General features: G+C 36.1%; 17 protein-coding genes. 11 read left to right on the forward strand and 6 right to left on the reverse strand.

The features are described from left to right. Window positions 1–66: 66 nt before the first annotated feature. Both VOI46_RS06710 and VOI46_RS06715 read right to left on the reverse strand, forming a co-directional pair. The gene (locus VOI46_RS06710) at window positions 67–1,047 is read right to left on the reverse strand and encodes a 2-hydroxyacid dehydrogenase (protein ID WP_004587707.1); all 981 of its coding nucleotides are present in this window, start codon (window positions 1,045–1,047) and stop codon (window positions 67–69) included. A gap of 303 nt (window positions 1,048–1,350) precedes the next feature. Continuing rightward, window positions 1,351–1,902, reverse strand: coding sequence for a glutathione peroxidase (locus VOI46_RS06715; protein WP_004587708.1), 552 nt, complete (start codon window positions 1,900–1,902; stop codon window positions 1,351–1,353). A 116-nt stretch (window positions 1,903–2,018) separates the two neighbouring features. On the opposite strand from VOI46_RS06715, the gene VOI46_RS06720 reads away from it, so the two are divergent. Further along, window positions 2,019–2,900: an NAD(P)-dependent oxidoreductase gene (locus VOI46_RS06720; protein ID WP_004587709.1), complete on the forward strand. Its 882-nt coding sequence runs from the start codon at window positions 2,019–2,021 to the stop codon at window positions 2,898–2,900. A gap of 79 nt (window positions 2,901–2,979) precedes the next feature. Here the strand turns inward: VOI46_RS06720 and VOI46_RS06725 are convergent, their stop codons facing one another. The 4 genes from VOI46_RS06725 to VOI46_RS06740 all read right to left on the reverse strand — a co-directional run bounded on the left by VOI46_RS06725 (window position 2,980) and on the right by VOI46_RS06740 (window position 7,643). After that, complete coding sequence (locus VOI46_RS06725) at window positions 2,980–4,290, reverse strand: O-antigen ligase family protein (RefSeq protein ID WP_004587710.1); 1,311 nt, start codon at window positions 4,288–4,290, stop codon at window positions 2,980–2,982. Between the two features lie 97 nt (window positions 4,291–4,387). Beyond that, the gene (locus VOI46_RS06730; RefSeq protein ID WP_004587711.1) at window positions 4,388–4,939 is read right to left on the reverse strand and encodes a hypothetical protein; all 552 of its coding nucleotides are present in this window, start codon (window positions 4,937–4,939) and stop codon (window positions 4,388–4,390) included. Between the two features lie 22 nt (window positions 4,940–4,961). Beyond that, on the reverse strand, window positions 4,962–6,962 hold the full coding sequence (locus tag VOI46_RS06735; protein ID WP_256845880.1) for an EAL domain-containing protein: 2,001 nt from the start codon (window positions 6,960–6,962) through the stop codon (window positions 4,962–4,964). A 24-nt stretch (window positions 6,963–6,986) separates the two neighbouring features. Further along, window positions 6,987–7,643 (reverse strand): transglutaminase-like cysteine peptidase, encoded by a 657-nt coding sequence (locus VOI46_RS06740; protein ID WP_004587713.1) that lies wholly within the window; start codon window positions 7,641–7,643, stop codon window positions 6,987–6,989. Between the two features lie 284 nt (window positions 7,644–7,927). Between VOI46_RS06740 and galU the strand changes: the two genes are divergently transcribed. From galU to VOI46_RS06790, 10 genes are all read left to right on the forward strand, one after another. Continuing rightward, on the forward strand, window positions 7,928–8,815 hold the full coding sequence (gene galU / locus VOI46_RS06745) for a UTP--glucose-1-phosphate uridylyltransferase GalU (RefSeq protein WP_004587714.1): 888 nt from the start codon (window positions 7,928–7,930) through the stop codon (window positions 8,813–8,815). Window positions 8,816–8,862: 47 nt separating this feature from the next. Further along, entirely contained in the window at window positions 8,863–10,068 is a 1,206-nt protein-coding gene (locus VOI46_RS06750) for an O-antigen ligase family protein (RefSeq protein WP_004587715.1), read from the forward strand. Next, window positions 10,061–11,038 (forward strand): NAD(P)-dependent oxidoreductase, encoded by a 978-nt coding sequence (locus VOI46_RS06755; RefSeq protein WP_004587716.1) that lies wholly within the window; start codon window positions 10,061–10,063, stop codon window positions 11,036–11,038. Before VOI46_RS06750 ends, VOI46_RS06755 begins: the two co-directional genes overlap by 8 nt. 12 nt (window positions 11,039–11,050) lie before the next feature. Beyond that, on the forward strand, window positions 11,051–11,944 hold the full coding sequence (locus VOI46_RS06760; RefSeq protein ID WP_004587717.1) for a glycosyltransferase family 2 protein: 894 nt from the start codon (window positions 11,051–11,053) through the stop codon (window positions 11,942–11,944). A gap of 51 nt (window positions 11,945–11,995) precedes the next feature. Beyond that, window positions 11,996–12,910, forward strand: coding sequence for a glycosyltransferase (locus VOI46_RS06765; protein ID WP_004587718.1), 915 nt, complete (start codon window positions 11,996–11,998; stop codon window positions 12,908–12,910). 18 nt (window positions 12,911–12,928) lie between these two features. Then, window positions 12,929–13,840, forward strand: a complete 912-nt coding sequence (locus VOI46_RS06770; protein ID WP_004587719.1) for a glycosyltransferase family A protein — start codon at window positions 12,929–12,931, stop codon at window positions 13,838–13,840. Further along, window positions 13,837–14,649, forward strand: a complete 813-nt coding sequence (locus tag VOI46_RS06775) for a glycoside hydrolase family 16 protein (protein WP_004587720.1) — start codon at window positions 13,837–13,839, stop codon at window positions 14,647–14,649. The genes VOI46_RS06770 and VOI46_RS06775 overlap by 4 nt, the downstream gene beginning before the upstream one ends. A 69-nt stretch (window positions 14,650–14,718) precedes the next feature. Next, entirely contained in the window at window positions 14,719–15,888 is a 1,170-nt protein-coding gene (locus VOI46_RS06780) for a glycosyltransferase (RefSeq protein WP_004587721.1), read from the forward strand. 49 nt (window positions 15,889–15,937) lie between these two features. Further along, window positions 15,938–16,894: a glycosyltransferase family 2 protein gene (locus tag VOI46_RS06785; RefSeq protein WP_004587722.1), complete on the forward strand. Its 957-nt coding sequence runs from the start codon at window positions 15,938–15,940 to the stop codon at window positions 16,892–16,894. After that, on the forward strand, window positions 16,891–18,366 hold the full coding sequence (locus VOI46_RS06790) for an oligosaccharide flippase family protein (RefSeq protein WP_004587723.1): 1,476 nt from the start codon (window positions 16,891–16,893) through the stop codon (window positions 18,364–18,366). The genes VOI46_RS06785 and VOI46_RS06790 overlap by 4 nt, the downstream gene beginning before the upstream one ends.

Below are 18,366 nucleotides of genomic sequence, written 5' to 3' on the forward strand. Positions count from 1 at the left end.
GTATTTTAAGCTTTACCCGTTATGTAAATAGCAAAACGGGTAAAGCTAAATTAATGGGCCGCGGCTTTATAAAACCTCATTGGTTAAAGGTCTTTGTTCATTAATTTCTATTGCGTTTTGTATGGTGGTATTGGCAATTTCGCTAAGGGCTTCTTGAGTAAAAAAGCCTTGGTGGCCAGTTATTAATACGTTTTTAAAACTAACTAAGCGCGAGAATATATCGTCTTGGTTTATCTCGTCGCTATGGTTTTTAAAAAATAGCTCCGACTCCTGCTCGTACACATCAAGCCCTAAATACCCTAGCTTTTTAGTTTTAAGCGCATTTATACACGCTTTGCTATTAAGTAGCGCACCACGCGAAGTGTTAATTAGCATTACCCCAGGTTTCATTTTATTAAATGCATCGTCGTTTATTAAATGGTGTGTTTGCTCATTCAGTGGGCAGTGCAGTGAAATTATATCGCTTTGAGTAAGCAGGGAATCTAAATCGGTGATGGTGTAATTGCCAGGTGTTGCATAAGGGTCGCACACTAAAACATGCGCGCCAAAGCCATTTAAAATATTACAAAGGGCAAGGCCAATTTTACCACAACCTATAATGCCAACTGTTTTGTCGTGTAAGTTAAAACCTAATAAACCGTTTAAATCAAAATTGTCTTCGCGTACGCGGTTATAGGCTTTATGTGTTTTACGGCTAAGGGTAAGCATAAGTGCAACACAGTGCTCAGCTACGGCTTCTGGGCTGTATGCGGGCACTCGTAATACCTTAATGTTGTGTGCTTTGGCGGCCACTAAATCAACATTATTAAACCCCGCGCAGCGAAGTAAAATAGTATTAATTCCATGCTCAGCAAGGTGCTCAATAGCGAGGGCGTTAACTGTGTCGTTTACAAATACACACACAGCATCAAACCCTTTAGCAAGCAGGGCTGTTTGCTCGTTCAGTGCTTGCTCAAAGTAACAAATCTCTATTTGAGGGTGTTTGTTAATACTGCGCTCAAAAAAAGGCTGCTCGTATTTTTGCGTACTAAAAAAAGCAATGTTCATGTTATTTACTCCAAAGCCTAGCTGTTATACCAATGCGCATAATCAAGTGATCTATTTTGAGGATGTAAAAACGCGTTGATAGTAAGGCAAAAAATTCGCTATTTAGTTGTTCTCGGCAATTGCTCCTGCATTGCTCTACCTTCTGCATCCATGCAGTCGTAAATGAGAGTTTTTTAACGCAGATAGCGACACGTTTAGCCCCTAAAAATGATTAAGTATTATTGCCGATTGGTATTATACGTAACCTTAAACTAGTTTAATAAAGCATGCTTGAGTAACCACCCGTTTATTGATTTAGAATAATTAAGCGCCTTTTAATGCATTAAAGTTGGGTATTATTTTTGCGTTATTTAAATTATTAGCGTTTAGTGCGCTAGGTAAATTTGCCTCAATGACCTGTTTAAGCGTTTCGGGCTTGGTGCGCGGCGCATAACGTGCAACGAGCTGACCTTGTGGGTTAATTAAAAACTTGGTGAAGTTCCACTTTACTGCGCGGTTTTGCGAAATACCACGGGTATGCGACTTTAAATAATTAAACAGCGGATGCGCCTCGGGGCCATTTACCATTACCTTACCAAACACTTTGAACGACACGTCAAATTGCCCTTGATAAAAGTCTTTAATCGCGAGGTTATCAAGCGGCTCGTTTTGGCCAAATTGATGACACGGAAACGCTAAAATAGTGAAACCGCTGTTTTTATATTCTTGATAGAGCTTTTCTAGCGAACTTAATTGCACCGAAAAATTACATTTACTTGCTGTATTAACAATAAGTACTGTTTTGCCTTTTAGCTGGCTAAGCGCAAAGCTTTCGCTGTTGTACAAAGGGGCACTAAATTGATAAATACTATCCATGGTTACCTACTTATTTCCTTACGTTGGAAATTTATAAAGACTTAATTCGCTTTTTAAGCAGCCGATTGACATAATCGGGCATAGTTTCTAAGTTAGCAGGAAAATAAGGCACTTTTATGTCAATCAATGTTGCATTTATAGGTTTAGGGGTAATGGGTTACCCAATGGCAGGGCATTTAGCAAAAGCGGGCTTTAATGTGTGTGTATATAACCGCACTCAAGCAAAGGCGCAAAGCTGGGTAGATGAGTATGCAGGAAGCTTTGCTACCACGCCACGAGACGCTGCAAATAATGCTGATATTGTATTTATGTGTGTAGGTAATGACGATGACTTACGTGCGGTTGTTTATGGTGAAAATGGTGTTTTAGCGGGGATGGCCGTTAATAGTATTTTGGTTGACCATACCACGACATCGGCCGAAGTAGCCCGTGAAGTAGCAGGAAAAGCAGCCCTGCAAAATATAGATTTTATAGATGCGCCTGTATCAGGCGGACAAGCAGGTGCTGAAAACGGCGTGCTTACAGTCATGGCTGGCGGTAACGAAGCTGTTTTCACTAAAGTGCAACCCGTAATGGCAGCATATAGCCGTTTTAGCCAGTTATTAGGCGATGTGGGCGCAGGGCAGTTATGTAAAATGGTTAATCAAATTTGTATTGCCGGCGTAGTGCAAGGCTTAGCCGAGGGCTTACATTTTGCCAAACAAGCAGGGCTTGATGGTGAAAAAGTAATTGAAACCATTTCAAAAGGGGCTGCGGGTTCGTGGCAAATGGAAAACCGTTATAAAACAATGTGGGCAGGTGAGTACGAGTTTGGTTTTGCCGTAGATTGGATGCGCAAAGATTTAGGCATCGCGCTTGATGAAGCTAAAAACAACGGCGCTACGTTACCGATGACCGCAACGGTTGATCAATATTACGCCGACGTACAAGCGCTTGGTGGCGGCCGATACGATACATCAAGCTTACTAGCACGCATTGAAGCACTGCACAAAAAATAACATTGCATGTGTTAAAAATTAAAAGCTGCGCGTTCAACTTATATGTCCGCAGCTTTCTGGTGTTGCCCGCTTATTAAACTCATTTACTGTTTTTGTTTCGTTTAGGCGCTGGTAGCTTATTACTTAAAATCGCCAAACATAAAATAACCATAAACAACATTGAGTTAGCGCCTGCTTGCAGTGAATAATCTACCGAAGAATGTAAAAGCATATCTATAATAGCGATAGCACACCCAAAAGCCACGCCTTGAAATAACGCTGTTTTTCGTTTTCTCATTGTCTGAATACATAACCATATGCAATATAAAATAAGTGCTCCTAAAGCTGATGTTACGGGAATGCCTAGCTCTACAGAAAATTGAATATAGTCGTTATGCGCATTATCGTAATAGCCAGAGTAAGGCTCAGATTGATACGCAGGGAAAGCTGTATAAAACGTACCGCCACCTGAACCCAATATAGGCTTGTCTAGTATTAACGGGATTGAATCACGAACTACTTCATCACGTGTTTCAGATTGAATACTGGTTTCGCTTATACGTTGCTTTACTTTTTCTACATCAAATATTGCACCAATAATGATCAAATCAATTATAAAAAAACTAATAATAAGTATCTTAAACGCTTTAGGTTTTTTATTGTAAACAAACAAAGCCAACAAGCTAACAGCCATCAATGCTATAAAAAAGGCTGAATTACCCATTCGACTGCGCGTTAAAATTAGCGCAATAATTATAATAATTAACGATATACGCAAAATTATTTTTGAGCTTAATAGTATTTCTGTCCAGGCGCGCAAAGTTTGTTTAAATGTAAGAGCACTTGCATGACTACCTCGCTTTAATTCACTCACTAATAGACCAATACCTAAACATAAGCATAGCGCTAAATAGTTAGCTAAAAAGTTAGAGTAAGTAAACGTACCTATGGCGCGTTGCGTGTGCCTATATCCAAAAATAGGGCTAAGCATGTCAGGCGACAGATTTAGGTAAGTCGCATACAAAGCCTGAAAAACACCCGCTGTAATAATGGTATAAATAAGCTTTTTTATACGCTTACTATTATTGCAATAAATAAATATAAGCCAACAAAAGCAAACCATAAAGCTCGTTTTTAACAGCATTTGTTTTGTTTGAAAGGGGTCTAAACTCACAGTAAAAAATTGCAAAGTACACATAGCGCATACTAATAATAAAGCAGAAATAATGGGTAAAGAATAGCGAGGAGGGTACAACGTTTGGTTATTTACAGCGCTATTAAACAGGTGAAAAACAAAGGATATACAGATTAAAATACCCATTGCCATAATGGCCCAAGGTCGGTAGCTACCTAAAGGAAGGGGCAGCAAAAAAATAATTGCACACAGCAAAAAAAATATAAAACGATTCACAGCTTTCTCAAAAAAACGAGTTAATAGTTAAGCAATAGTGTTTAAAGTAAAAACGCAGCCATTAGGCTGCGTTTGTATTATAAAACTAATTTATTATTTAGTTGCCAACCTCAGAAATACCAGCGTCACCACCGGTACCGCCAGCGCCTTGAGGAACGGTTGTTGTAGGCAAGGTTACAATTAAAGGGCTTGCTGGTGCGGTAGGCTCTGTAGGACCAGCTGCTGTTGCTTGTGACGCAATAGTTGCATCAACCCCAGCTGTTATTGCAGCCAGCGTTACAGCATCGCTATTAACGCCTGCAGTAACTAAGGCCGCTAAAAAATCAGAAATAAAAGGGCTATCTGCGCCAATGGCTGAAATAACAGCATTCATAATTATATCAAGCTGCTGAGCAGAACACGTTCCATTAGCGATAGGTGAGTCTAAATCGACTGGGCCGGTATTTTGGCAAAGTTGCTCAATGACTACTACTAGTTCTTCTTGTAACTCTTCTGAGGGGGTGTCAGCAGTCGCATTAGTTAAAATATTTATTAAAGTATCTAGGTTATCTGTTTGCACAATTACATCGTTGTGTGCTTGAGCATAAACAGGAAATGCTACAAAGCTCGAAGCGCCAACAAACAAGCTAGCAAGTATAAGTGATCTCATTTTGAGCCTCTTTTAGAGGTTACTAATTACAGAATTTTAGCGTATCAGCACAAAAAGCAAACTGTTTATTCGTGCTACTTTGTATGGTCTTTATAACATTTGAAGGTGGCATAATCAAATTACCTTGTACACCGTCACACCCTAGGTTTTCAAGCATGTCTAATGTTTCTGGTCCTTCAACTAAACAAGCTAGTACCTTTATACCAAAGCCATGACAAATATTATTAACTGTTTGGATAAAAAATTGGCTTTGGCTGTTATCTAGTAAGTCTTGTATGTAACTACCGTCTATTTTTACATATTCAATATCTAGCCCTTGTAAATACCTAAACGAGGTAAGGCTAGTACCAAAATGTTCAATACACACACTAATTCCTATGTCTTTAATAATGTCTATATGTTGCGAAGCAATATGAACATTATAAAGCAAGCTAATCTCATTTAGTTCAAATAACAAGTTAGTTTTTAAAACAGGCTTAGTATGGGCGTAAAGTGTTAACCATTCAATGAACTCAGTAGAGTATAATGACGCTTTACTTAAATTGAGCGCAAATACATCGTTTGGATATAGCTCTTTAACATTAACAAAATTACGAATTATTTTTTTGTCTAATTCTTCGGTCAAATTAAGCTTTTCGGCCATAGCAAACAAATGCCCGTTATTCACTTTCTCATTTTCATGAATAAAGTGAGCAAATACCTCAAAATAGCATTGCTTATTTTGTGAGTGAGCACGTTTTACAGGTTGCACTGAAAAACTCACCTCACCAGATGCTAAAATAGACTGAATAAGCGAGCGCCACTGATTTACACTGAATAAAGTATCTTTATCTACCTTAGTGTTAGTAACACCAATTGTGCAGCCTGTATCTAACGCTGATAGTACGTGACTTATGGGCATTCCTTTTTCTACACTTACTAACGCACAGTTAGCAAAACCATTTACGTGTAAGCTATTTTTTTGTTGACTAAATGCATCGGTAATTTCAAGCCGAGTTCTATTTAAAAAGTCACTATCATAAGGTGCAAGCGCAATAAACGTGCTGCCATTTAGTCTAAATACCTTCGCGTTTGTTAGCTCACCAAAAATAGTTTTGAGTATTTTTGCCACCTCTTTTATGTGCTCATCACCGTCTTGATAACTTACCGTTTTATTAATGTTTGTAAGCGAAGGCAGGGAAATCATCATTGCGGTAACGGGAGCCTCGTCACTTATAGAGTTAGCAACCGAATTAAAATGATTTTCAAACGACTTCCGGTTACCTAAACCAGTTAAAGGGTCAATATATACTTCTTCGGTAAGGGCTTGTGTTTGCCTAGTAAGCGAGTCAAACGTAGTTTGCAGGTTCATAACCATATTGTTAATGGCTTTAGTAACGGTTCTAAGCTCGCGCGCAACGGGTATTTCATCGGTAAGTGTAAAGCGCTTACGCGTAACAAGGTGGGCTTGGTTTTCTACAGCTTTTAATGGGTTAAAAACAGCACGTAGTATTAAAAAGGCAACAGCCAGTGAGGCTACTAATAATAAAAATGAGCTATAAAAACTACGTTTAGTATGCTCCCAAAGTGTTAGATATGAATGCCCCTCATGGCTTGTTACTTCAAGCGTACCCGCCATAATCCAACCATTGTTTAGTTCAGACTGTCTACTTGGCGCGTTTAGTTTAACTGCACTTATAAACCAATTAGGTACCGATTCAACACGCTTAGGGTTGATAAGTTCAAAAACCACCTTAGCCTGAGCATTAGTAAACTTTATTTGTTTATAATAACCCGAGTCAAAAATCGCCGTTGCCATTGTTTGAGCGATCATTATGTTTTCTTCTTCAAGGTAAGGCGAAATAGAAAGCCCTAAACTTGTGGCTGTATCTTTGGCATGGCTTGCCATTTGCGTTTGTAAATATTTTTGTGTGGTACCTATATCGGTAATTATACGGACGGAAAAAGAAATTAATGAAATGGCTATGATCAAACCATAAACTTGTGTTTTTAAGCTCAAGCCATTTTTTATAAAAGACGACATAACTAATAGTTCCTTTACGTTGTTCTATATGGGAGCAATCTCACCATGTTCAATTCGTTTTAACATAGTATTCCAAGCTGAAACGCCTTGGCTGTTTTCAATTTTGTTACCAAGTCCCTTCGATTTCGCCAACCACAAACCTTGACCATTAAAGCTGTATATTGGTATTAAATCGGTACGCTGACTGGCTGGTAATAACTTTTTATTAAAGTTTCCTAGCACGTAGGGGCTTTTGTTTGGTTGCTCAATGTAAATTAAGACCATGTGGGGTTGGTTAAGCCCCTTATGGCGCACATACATTAAGCGTATTTTATCTTCAGGAACATCTAGAGCGAGTAACGTAAAATACTTAGCAATAACATAGTCTTCGCAATCACCCATGCCAGTGCCTAGGCTTTCAAGTGGTGTTGCCCAATAATCAGTTTGTTGCCAAAGAGCTTGATCAGACTTGTATTTGATCTTTTCATTAAAAAAATTATTAACTAAATGTATTTTTTTCCACTCATTTTTATTAGCTGATTCATCTATAAAATTTAGCCAACTTTTAATTCGTGCGTGCCCTTGATTACCATATTGTTGTTTTGCAAGTAAAATTATATCGTTATTACGTAAATGCAAAAGTATATCTTGCGAATACACAATAAAAGACAGTACGAATAAAACACAAAGAATGAAGCGCACCAGTATTCCTTTGAAATAACCCCTTTAGAAATGGCTATTAGTATAGATGCATTAACCTTAAAAAGGTAGATAGTAATAAAGTATTGTTGGCACTAAATTGGTGCGTATGCGGTCAAATTTGAAACATAAAATTAACAAAAAAACAGTTGAAAAGGATGCTTTTTTGGTTGAGTAGATTATTGTGATGTGTATACTGTTACTAACACAAGGTATGTGAATTACATTTGAAGAATTTGAGATTATTAGTTCTTCAAATGTTTTCTGATAATATAAAAGGAATTAATGTGAAAGTTTTAAAAGCTGTTTTACCTGTTGCCGGCTTAGGTACTCGTATGCTACCTGCCACTAAAGCTATCCCTAAGGAAATGCTCCCCCTAGTAGATAAACCACTCATTCAATATGTGGTAGATGAAGCAGTTGCTGCCGGTATAAAAGAAATAGTTTTAGTCACCCACGCATCCAAAAATTCAATTGAAAATCACTTTGACACGAGTTTTGAGCTTGAAGCCACTCTAGAAGCACGTGTGAAGCGCAGTCTTTTAGATGAGGTCCGTTCCATAGTGCCAAAAGATGTAACGGTGATTTCTGTTCGTCAATCGGCCCCGTTAGGTTTAGGCCATGCAGTACTTGCAGCACGCCCTATCGTTGGCAATAACCCGTTTGCGGTAATGCTCCCTGATGTCATTATTGATAAATATAAATCTGATTTAAAGACTGACAACTTAAGTCAAATGATAGACCGCTTTGACAAAACAAGCCATAACCAAGTAATGGTAGAGCCAGTACCGCAAGAGCAAGTGCACCAATATGGTGTGGCTGATTTAGCAGGTAAAAAAATAAAAGCAGGCGAAAATGCCGCCATAAAAAACATGGTAGAAAAACCAAATAATGATGAAGCACCAAGTAATCTTGCGATTACTGGGCGTTATGTTGTTTCACCAACCATTTGGGATTTACTTGAATATACACCACCCGGTGCAGGTGGAGAAATACAGCTAACGGACGCACTTCTTCAACTTCGTCACTTAGAAACATTAGAGGCTTATCACCGAAAAGGAAAATCACACGATTGTGGTTCTAAGTTAGGTTATATGCTGGCAAACGTTGAATATGCGATGAAATCAAGACAATTTGGAGAAGCATTTACAAAGGAAGTTAAAGCACTCATATAAAATGTAATCAGTAGAACTACTTAGCCAGTTTATCATTTTAAGTTTTTATGTTTATAAAAAAAGATCATTTATATGCTTCATTATGGGCGGTTTTAGCGGTTGGTGCATTGTTATTTAATACGATGTTTGGTGCGTTAGCGGCTTTAACTTTTTTAATAGCTGGAACTGCTTATGCTGCATCAGGTATTAACTTTACTCTGAGCGTATGTAAAAAAAATTGGGAGTTGTTTTTAATACCAGCTTTATGCTTATTATCTGTTATTTGGTCTGATATTCCAGCAACGGCTTTGCGGGCAAATATACAGCTTTTACTCACTACAATTTTTGCAGTCGTCATAGCTAGTCGCTTAGGGCTAAACTTATTTTTAAGAGCTGGCGCGTTTATTATGTTAATTGCTATGGTGATGAGTTTAGTTTCATCTCGCACTGCTCTAAATGGTATGACAGGTGAAATAAGTTTAATTGGTATTTTTGGAAGTAAAAACTATTTAGCTGCAAATACCTCTATGTGCATTGTAGTTGCACTTACCTTATCGCTTAATAAAACGATTGATAGGTCCAGTCGTATTTTAGGGGTTGTGCTATTAATTACCTCGACTTTAGTTTTAATTAAAGCTAAGTCATTGGGTGCAATAGTGTTTGTGATCGGTAGTATTTTAATTAGTATTGTAATTATTTATTACCAAAATTTAGCTTTGAATAAGTTCACTAGAGGAAAACTGAACTGGGGTATCTTGTTTATTTTTTTAATCGGCATGTTTCTTTTGGTCTATTCACTTGTCAATGGCAGTTTTAATGACTTGATGTATAGCATTGGAAAAGATCCAACTTTAACAGGCCGCACACACTTATGGGCAAGAGGGATGGCACTTATACAGGAAAACCCATTACTTGGAGTGGGTTTCCAGAGTTTATTTTATGTTGGAAATAATATAGCAGAAGATATATGGGCACTTCACCATGTCCCCTCTGGAGCAGGGTTTAATTTCCATAATATGTATGTAGATATGGGCGTTGAACTTGGGCTAATTGGTTTGTTTCTTTACCTATATTTAATAAAGCTATTTATAAGTAGGATATTTGACTTGCGAAACATCGCTTTTGGGAGTTCACATTTTTTTGCCATTTTAGTTTTAAGCTATATGTTTTTACAAACTTTTTTAGAAGCTGTTTGGTTTGAGCAGTTCACAGTTATTCATTTTTTTATGTGTGTATCTTGGGTTTATTTAAAGGAAGATGAGCGTTATGAGTAAAGAAATACCTAAAGGTGTAATTATATTTGGTGGCTCAGGTTTTATAGGCACACACCTTATTGATAAGCTTCTTATACAAGGTTGTACAACTATTATCTCTGTGGACATAAAAGAGCCAAAATCCCCACGCAAAGGGGTGAATTATATTGTAGCTGATGTGAGGGACTTATCATCATTAGAGCTGTTCAATAACATCGATAAAATTTATAACTTTGCGGCGATCCACACGACACCAGGCCATGAACATCATGAATACTATGAAACAAACATCTGTGGCGCACTTGAAGTATGTAAGTATGCTGAAAGAGCGGGTATCAAAAATATAATTTTTACTAGCTCAATTTCAGTTTATGGTCCGGGCGAAGATCAAAAAACAGAAGAAACCGAATTACAGCCTACATCATCTTACGGATACTCGAAAATGATAGCAGAGAAAGTTCATAAAGAATGGCTTAATAAAAACTCTGCAATTAATAAGTTAGTGATAGTGCGACCTGCAGTAGTCTTTGGGCCTGGAGAAGGGGGTAACTTTACGCGCCTAGCGACTTTACTTAGTAAGGGTTTTTTTATTTATCCGGGCAGGAAGAATACAATAAAAGCATGCATTTATGTAGATGATTTAATTGAAGCCATTAGCTTTGCTGAAGATCAAAGACAGACATTAATAACATTTAATGGAGCATACCATCAAGGTTATACACTTGAAGATATAATAGATATTTTTCAGGCTAACCACTTTTCAGATGTAAAAACAGTGATGCTACCAAAATTTATTGTGCTCGGGGTGGCTAAAGCTTTGCGTTTATTTAATGCGTTTAACATTGGAATTCACCCAGAGCGGGTAATGAAGTTAGTTAAATCAACAGACGTTTACCCTGGGTGGTTAGTATCAAAAGGTAAAAAGTTCGATGGTGGTGTAGAGGTCGCTTTAAGCAAGTGGTCATCCTCTACAGATGGAAAGTTTAATTAATAGGATCTCTCGATGGATATTTGCGTGGCAATTTGTACTTATAAACGAGATAGCCTTAAAGAGACTCTATATTCTATCTCAAAGCAATGCTTGCCAAGAGAAATAACGCTAAAAGTGCTTATAGCCGATAATGATAAGACCGATAAAGCAAGAGCTAAAATAGAGGGGTGGGCAGAAGAGTTTGGCTTGCGCTTAATTTATATCCATGCCCCTTATCAAAATATCTCTATTGCAAGAAATGCGTGTTTAGACAATGCAGATAGTAATTGGTTGGCATGTATAGATGATGATGAAGTGGCTTCCATTAATTGGCTCTCAAACTTATATAAAAAAGCGCAGCAGGAAAAAGTAGCGGTAGTATGTGGACCTGTTAAAGCGATATATGACGACAGTGCGCCTAGCTGGATGAAAATATGTGATTTTCATTCTCAACAACCAGTTTTTGTTAAAGGGGTAATAAAAACAACTTCGACAGCAAATGCTCTGATTAACTTAAAGCACCAAGCTTGTAAGGGGTTGAGGTTTGATCTTGCTTTAGGTAAATCAGGCGGAGAAGATAGTAGCTTTTTTTCTTATGTTTATTCTAATGGTGGATGCTTTGCATTCGCAAAAGATGCATTGGTTACTGAAGATGTACCGCCTGAACGTGCCAACCTGATGTGGTTATTAAAAAGGAAGTTCAGGTTTGGACAAACATGCGGCGCACGTCTAATAACTAAAAATATCAGTGTACTGGATAAAATAAAATACAGCACTTTAGCTAGCTGTAAATTTTCATTTTGTATACTAATGTGCCTACTTTCAATACTAGGTAAAAGCAAAAAATATCATTGGCTCCTTAGAGGCACGCTTCATGTTGGGGTGCTTGCAAAACTGTTTGGTAAAAAAGAAATAATTCAGTATTAGATAGTGATAAAGGGAGTATGTATTCAATGGATAACTGCAATAGGTTACTAGATGAAAGCTGATTTAAAAGTATCAGTTGTTATTGCTGCTTGGAATTCAGAAAAATTTATTAGCAAAGCAATAGATTCGGCGCTTCAACAAAAGGTTTCTCTTGAGGTTATCGTTGTTGATGATTTTTCAAGCGATAACACCTGTGAGGTTGTTGAGAATTATCGCGATGAGCGGGTTAGGTTAATCAAATCGAATAGCAATGGGGGGCCAGGTTATGCACGTAATATTGGATTTGAAGCTGCAAAAGGTAAGTGGATCGCAATTTTAGACTCTGATGATTATTTCTTACCTAATAGATTGAGCGAAATGCTTAATTCTGAAGATGATGCTACAGATATTCTTATAGATAATTTTTATATGTGCCGTGAGGGAGAGCAGGCGCTATCTCCCTTTTACACTAATGATGAACTCAAAACAGGCAACTTATCCTTAGCAGAATTTATAAGCGGGAATGCAGATTTCATGGGTAAAAAAACCACAGGTTACGTAAAGCCTCTTTTTTTAAAATCGTTTTTAGTAAAAACAAAAGTGGAATACTGGCCTGAAGTTCGAATTGGTGAGGATTACTACTTTTTAGCATCGTGTTTAGCGGCTAATGCAGTAGCAAAAGTTTTAGACTTTTTCGGGTATGTATACACCATTAGAGGGGACTCCATTTCTGGCCAGTTAACGGAAGGGCATATTTCAAGGTTTCAGTGGGGCGATAGAAAATTTGTAGAGATGTATGAACTTAATAAAAGTGAAAATGCAGCTCTTAAAATAAGAAATAGAAACTTATCAAACACTAAAGCTTATATTTTGCTTGTAAAATCAATAAAGCGTAAAAAGATTTTAAAATCACTTTCTATTGCAGTTATAAACCCAACAGCTTGCAGGCTGTTATGGTTACCAATACGTAAACGCTTATTAAGTTAAGAAAACAGGGAGAGTAATTTGAGAGTATTAGTAGCCGTGTTAACAACAGGAAGTAGAAGCGCGACTTTCGAGCAATGTATTTTAAGTATCCTTGAACAAAGTTACATTAGCAGCATAGAGCTAAGTATATTGATTGTTGAAAATAATTCCGAATTGAATCAGATAGTTAATAGCAGCGTGAGTAAGTTTACTAACAATAAAAAAATTAATGTAATACACGTTTTAGAAACTAAACAAGGGATACCGTTTGCAAGGAATAATGCACTAAATTATGCACAAAATAACCAGTACGACTACTTGGCGTTTATTGATGACGATGCTTATGCAGATAAAAACTGGCTGAACTTACTGTGTGATAAAGCGAAGGGCTATGATGTAGTTGCAGGCCCCCAAAAAGCCATATTTCCCAAAGGCACTCATAAATATTTTAACTTAGCCCGTTTGTACCACGAGCGTAAATTAAGGGATGGTGTGATGGTGAAATGGGCTGCTACCAATAATATCTTGATTAATGTTAATACACTTAAAAAACTGAATCTTAGCTTCAACGAGTCGCTTATTCACGGTGGAGAAGATAAAGAGCTCTTTTTGAGGTTAACAGCATGTGGTGGCAAAATTAAGTGGGTTAATAATGCAATAGTTCAAGAACATATCGTTATTGAACGCTTAACAACTAAATGGGCTTTACGTCGCTGCTTTAGAATGGGTGCTACAGGCTTTAAAATTGAAAGCTGTAATAAGACTTTCTTAGGAGCACTTTTTACTTGCTGCTTTAAAGGGGCTGCTTATTTGGCAAAAGGTTTACTTTCATTTTTGCCGTACTTTATTAGTTCGAAGCATACATGTTTAGATAGTTTATGTGACTTATCCCACGGTGTTGGTTTTTTTTATGGGCTCTTCTCCGGTGGTAATGTTAGGAGCTACGCGTGAAAATACACTTATTTTACTTCTTATGCTTACAGGCTTTCTCTTGGCCACTCTATGCACAAGAGTACAATCAGTTAGTGTGGAGTGATGAGTTTAACAGCGATGGCCTACCTGCTAGTGAAAAGTGGGGGTACGAACAAGGCTATGTACGAAATGGTGAAAAACAGTTGTACGTAGCAAACAACCTTCATAACGCAAGAGTTAAAGATGGAATTTTAATAATTGAGGCAAGGAAGTTGGAGAGTATAGAAACTAGTCTATGGGATGAATTATTTGACTCTCCAAAACCTATGTATACATCTGCTAGTTTAACTACACGTAATTTGCATTCATGGACGAATGCAAAAATTGAAGTACGTGCTAAATTACCCCATGGCATTGGGGTGTGGCCTGCAATATGGCTACTTGGAGTCGATAAGCAAGGTAAAGGCTGGCCAGCTAAAGGCGAAATAGACATGATGGAATATGTTGGTTACCAAAAAGATAAAGTGCATATAGCTTTGCATACTAAGATGAGAAATCACCAGAATAAAAAAGCGGTAAATAAGGGGTTTAAATTAAAAAATCTCTTATCTGAATATCATATATATGCTGTTGAAAAATATTCTAATGTTATTAAGTTTTTTATAGATGATAAGCTAGTTTTTAGTTATGAAAAAGAAGATGATAATACCGAATCATGGCCTTTTGATGAGCCGATGTATTTAATAATTAACTTAGCAATTGGTGGTTCTTGGGGAGGAAAACATGGAATTGATGATTCTATATTTCCTCAGCAGTTTTTAATAGATTATGTCAGGGTTTATCAGTAGGAATGTAATTGATAAAGTTTTAACTTTGATGCTTTTATATAAAAGCAAAGCAATGGATGGTAATGAGTGATGGTGATATTTTTTATTTCGGTATTTATTTTATTATATATATATGTTTTTTTTCCTTTAATCATATACATTTTTGGTGCTGTTAAAAAAGAGTATGTAAATACCACATTTACAGCTAATGATAAGAGTATTGTTATTGTCGTACCAGCTCATAACGAAGAATCAGTGATCAGCAAAAAAATCGAAAACCACTTGGCTTTAGACTACGATAAAGCGAGCTATAAAATACTAGTAATATCAGATACGTCCACAGATCAAACTGTCTCAATAACAAAAAGTTATATAGAGAAATATCCTGGAAGAGTCGAATTATTTGAAGTAAGTGATGGCTTGGGGAAAACTAACGCAATCAATAAAGCTTTAGCTGGTGTTGAATGTGACTTTTTAGTTTTTTCCGACGCTAATGTTTATTTGAAAAAAGATGCATTATTGCAAATTTCAAAGTGCTATAAAGACGACGAAGTAGGTGGGGTTGCAGGCCAATTAATTTATACAAACGATGATCTTGAAGGAACAGCACAAAGTAATGGCTTGTATTGGAAATACGAAGAAATGATCAAAAAATCAGAGTCTTTATCTGGCTCAATGATGGGTGCAGATGGTTCTATTTTTTCTATAAGAACAAGCTTATTAAGAGAGCTTCCAGTGCATGTGCTTGATGACTTTTGCTCGTCTATGGGCGTTATCAATCAGGGTTATAAGCTAAAGTTTGATGATACTATAGTTGCTTATGAAAAAGGTGCTGAAAGTACCGCAGAAGAATTCCCGAGAAAAATCAGAATTAGTAATCGCTCTTATAATAGCTATAAGCATTTACGATCAGAATGTTTAAATACTTTGTCGCTTTTTAATTTATGGAAGCTTTACTCACATAAAGTATTACGTTGGTATAGTTTATTATTTATGGTTTTGGCATTAGTTTCTAATGTGTATTTAGCGATTTTTGAGAGTGGTTATTTATTTAAAGTAACCTTAATAGCGCAAGTCTCGTTTTATATAATGGCTGTATTATCTTGGTTTGAAAAACTTCCTAAAGTGCCTGTTGTTTCAAAAATAGCTGTCATTGCAGAATACTTTACTATGGCGAATATTGCTGCGGGTATTGGTATATTACAGTCAATTACAGGTAAAAAAACGGTTACTTGGAAAAAAGCAAATTCTACAAGGTGAATATACGTTGTAAAGGCTAACAGTTTAAAGTTAACAATAGGGATATATTTTGTCTGAGAACGATACTATAGCAGTTATTATTGCTGCTTATAATGCAGAAAGAACAATTACCAGAGCAGTAGAATCAGTAGTCAATGATAAATTTGTTAACCAAGTGATAGTTGTTGATGATTGCTCTACAGATAACACAATGCAAGTTTTAACCTGTTTAAATGCTAAGTTCTCTAAAGTTAGTATCTTTTCTACTGAAGTGAATAGTGGTCCCGGGAAGGCACGTAATATTGCCCTTTCTAGGGCGATTTCAAAATGGGTTACTGTGTTAGATTCTGATGATTACATTGAAACTGGTCGTTATGAAAAACTATTAGCTTATAGTGAAGGCGAAGACTTAATTGCTGATGATAAGTTTCGTATAAATGAAACTGATCCGCTAGCACGTAAAACAAAGATGCTTGGAGACAGGCAGGACTTTCCGGCAATAATATCTTTATCAGATTTTATTGAATCAAACATTACTAAAAAAGGTGAGTTTAGAAAAGAGCTTGGTTTTATAAAACCAATCATAAAGCGTCAGTTTTTAGAAAAATACAATTTAAGCTACCGAGAAAATATGCGTCTTGGTGAAGATTATGAGTTTTATTGCCGCTGCTTAATTTTGGGCGCAAAACTGAAGTTAATTGAAGCATCTGGCTATGTAGCTGTTGTTAGAGAAAATTCCCTCTCTGGCAACCATAGTAAAACTGATTTAATTCATTTAAGAGATTGTGACTACGCACTTGCAAAAATAAAAAGTTTATCTAGCCAAGAAAGAAAGCTACTACTACGTCACGCTAAAAGTATTAATATGAAAATTCAATGGATTTGTTTTTATTCATCTATAAAAAATAAGCGCTATAAAACAACAATTAAATCTATTACTAATTCCTTTTCAGCTTTTATTTTTATTTTAAAAAATTTAAGGACTCAGTTTTTCATTCGCGTAGTTAAAAGAAGATTAAATAAGTGAGCGTAAATAAATCTTATGGAATTCTTTGGCTATTTGTCAGTAAGTTTTTTCCGCCAATAATTAATTTTGCTGTATTTACGTATTCAGCACGTATTTTAGCTCCAGAAGATTTTGGTCTAATCGCTTTCTCACTGTCAATTATTTATATATCTAGTAGTTTTATGCCTGTTGGCTGGCGTGAATCGATAATAAAATACCAAATAGATGATACCTTAACGATTAGTAGTATTTTTTGGCTCCACTTTTTTGTTTCAATAATATTGGTGCTACTAATACTCGCTTTTTGTTTAGTGTCATTCTTCGACTTCCAGACAGAAATATTCAATATCGCTTTATCAATATTTTGCCTAAAACTAATTTTCGATGGGCTTTATGCTACATTAAATATAGTGCTTTTGAAGGAACAAAAGTATGCACATTTAGCTTTAAGAACATTTTTTTCAGGAGTTTTATCAGCCACTATAATAATAACATTACTTGTTTTAGATTATGGTATATGGGCATTAATTTGGTCACAGGTGGTGCTGTCCATTTTTAACTTTTTAGTTGTATATATTCCAGCCAGAGATAAAGTGAAATTTATATTCAAGTTTAATTGTATTATTAAGCTTAATTCATTTGCTATATATACCACTTTAACAAATGGCCTTACTTTTGCTTTAAGTCATTATGAGTCACTGATTATTGGTAGTATATTAGGGAATAGACAGCTTGGTTTTTACAGTGTGGCAAAAAGGTTATCTACTATAATGAATGAGGTTTTTATTGGTACAGTTTCAGAAGTTAGCTTCCCTATATTGGCGAAAATGCAAGCACAGAATGGCAACCTTAAAAAAGGTTTTTTAAACTCTGTTTATTTTTCAGTTTTGCTTCTATATCCTATTTTTATTTTTTTATTTGTTTACTCATCAGATATATTTATTATTTTATTTACAGAAAAGTGGCTTGAGTCAGTTCAAATATTCCAAGCTTTCTGTATTGCATATATGATAGTAATATTAGGTATTCCACAAAAAAACATTATTCTTCTGACTAATAATGCGAAATGGTGGTTTTACTTACAATTAAAGTTATCTATTATTATAGTGCCAATAACAACATTGTGCGTATATTGGGGAGTTAAAAGCTTTTTAGTTGCTCTCATACTTGCAAAACTAACCTATTGCACTGCCTCTATGATGCGCTCGTGTAAACTATTAAATATAACTATTAGTGAATATCTTTCAAGTTTCAAATCACCTGTTATCTGTGCCGTCATAAGTATATTACTAACACTAAGCTTAGGTAAGCTCTTTTATTTTGATCTAATAATTTTAAATATAGTACTTGCAGGGTTATTTTTTATAATTATCTATTTCATATTAATGTACATCTTTGATGGAGGGAGATTGACCTCAAGCGCCTTAAGTATTTTTCCAAAGAACAAAATTATTTTAAAGTTAGCACATAAACAAAATTATAAGGAAATATAA

The organism is Pseudoalteromonas sp. CuT4-3 (assembly GCF_035666335.1).
Taxonomy (GTDB): domain Bacteria; phylum Pseudomonadota; class Gammaproteobacteria; order Enterobacterales; family Alteromonadaceae; genus Pseudoalteromonas; species Pseudoalteromonas atlantica.

Coding starts and splice junctions, on each gene's coding strand:
- VOI46_RS06765 (WP_004587718.1), top strand. CDS start 11,996: ATGAAAGCTGATTTAAAAGTATCAGTTGTTATTGCTGCTTGGAATTCA.
- VOI46_RS06730 (WP_004587711.1), bottom strand. CDS start 4,939: ATGAGATCACTTATACTTGCTAGCTTGTTTGTTGGCGCTTCGAGCTTT.
- VOI46_RS06735 (WP_256845880.1), bottom strand. CDS start 6,962: ATGTCGTCTTTTATAAAAAATGGCTTGAGCTTAAAAACACAAGTTTAT.
- VOI46_RS06780 (WP_004587721.1), top strand. CDS start 14,719: ATGGTGATATTTTTTATTTCGGTATTTATTTTATTATATATATATGTT.
- VOI46_RS06750 (WP_004587715.1), top strand. CDS start 8,863: ATGTTTATAAAAAAAGATCATTTATATGCTTCATTATGGGCGGTTTTA.
- VOI46_RS06760 (WP_004587717.1), top strand. CDS start 11,051: ATGGATATTTGCGTGGCAATTTGTACTTATAAACGAGATAGCCTTAAA.
- VOI46_RS06720 (WP_004587709.1), top strand. CDS start 2,019: ATGTCAATCAATGTTGCATTTATAGGTTTAGGGGTAATGGGTTACCCA.
- VOI46_RS06710 (WP_004587707.1), bottom strand. CDS start 1,047: ATGAACATTGCTTTTTTTAGTACGCAAAAATACGAGCAGCCTTTTTTT.
- VOI46_RS06715 (WP_004587708.1), bottom strand. CDS start 1,902: ATGGATAGTATTTATCAATTTAGTGCCCCTTTGTACAACAGCGAAAGC.
- VOI46_RS06755 (WP_004587716.1), top strand. CDS start 10,061: ATGAGTAAAGAAATACCTAAAGGTGTAATTATATTTGGTGGCTCAGGT.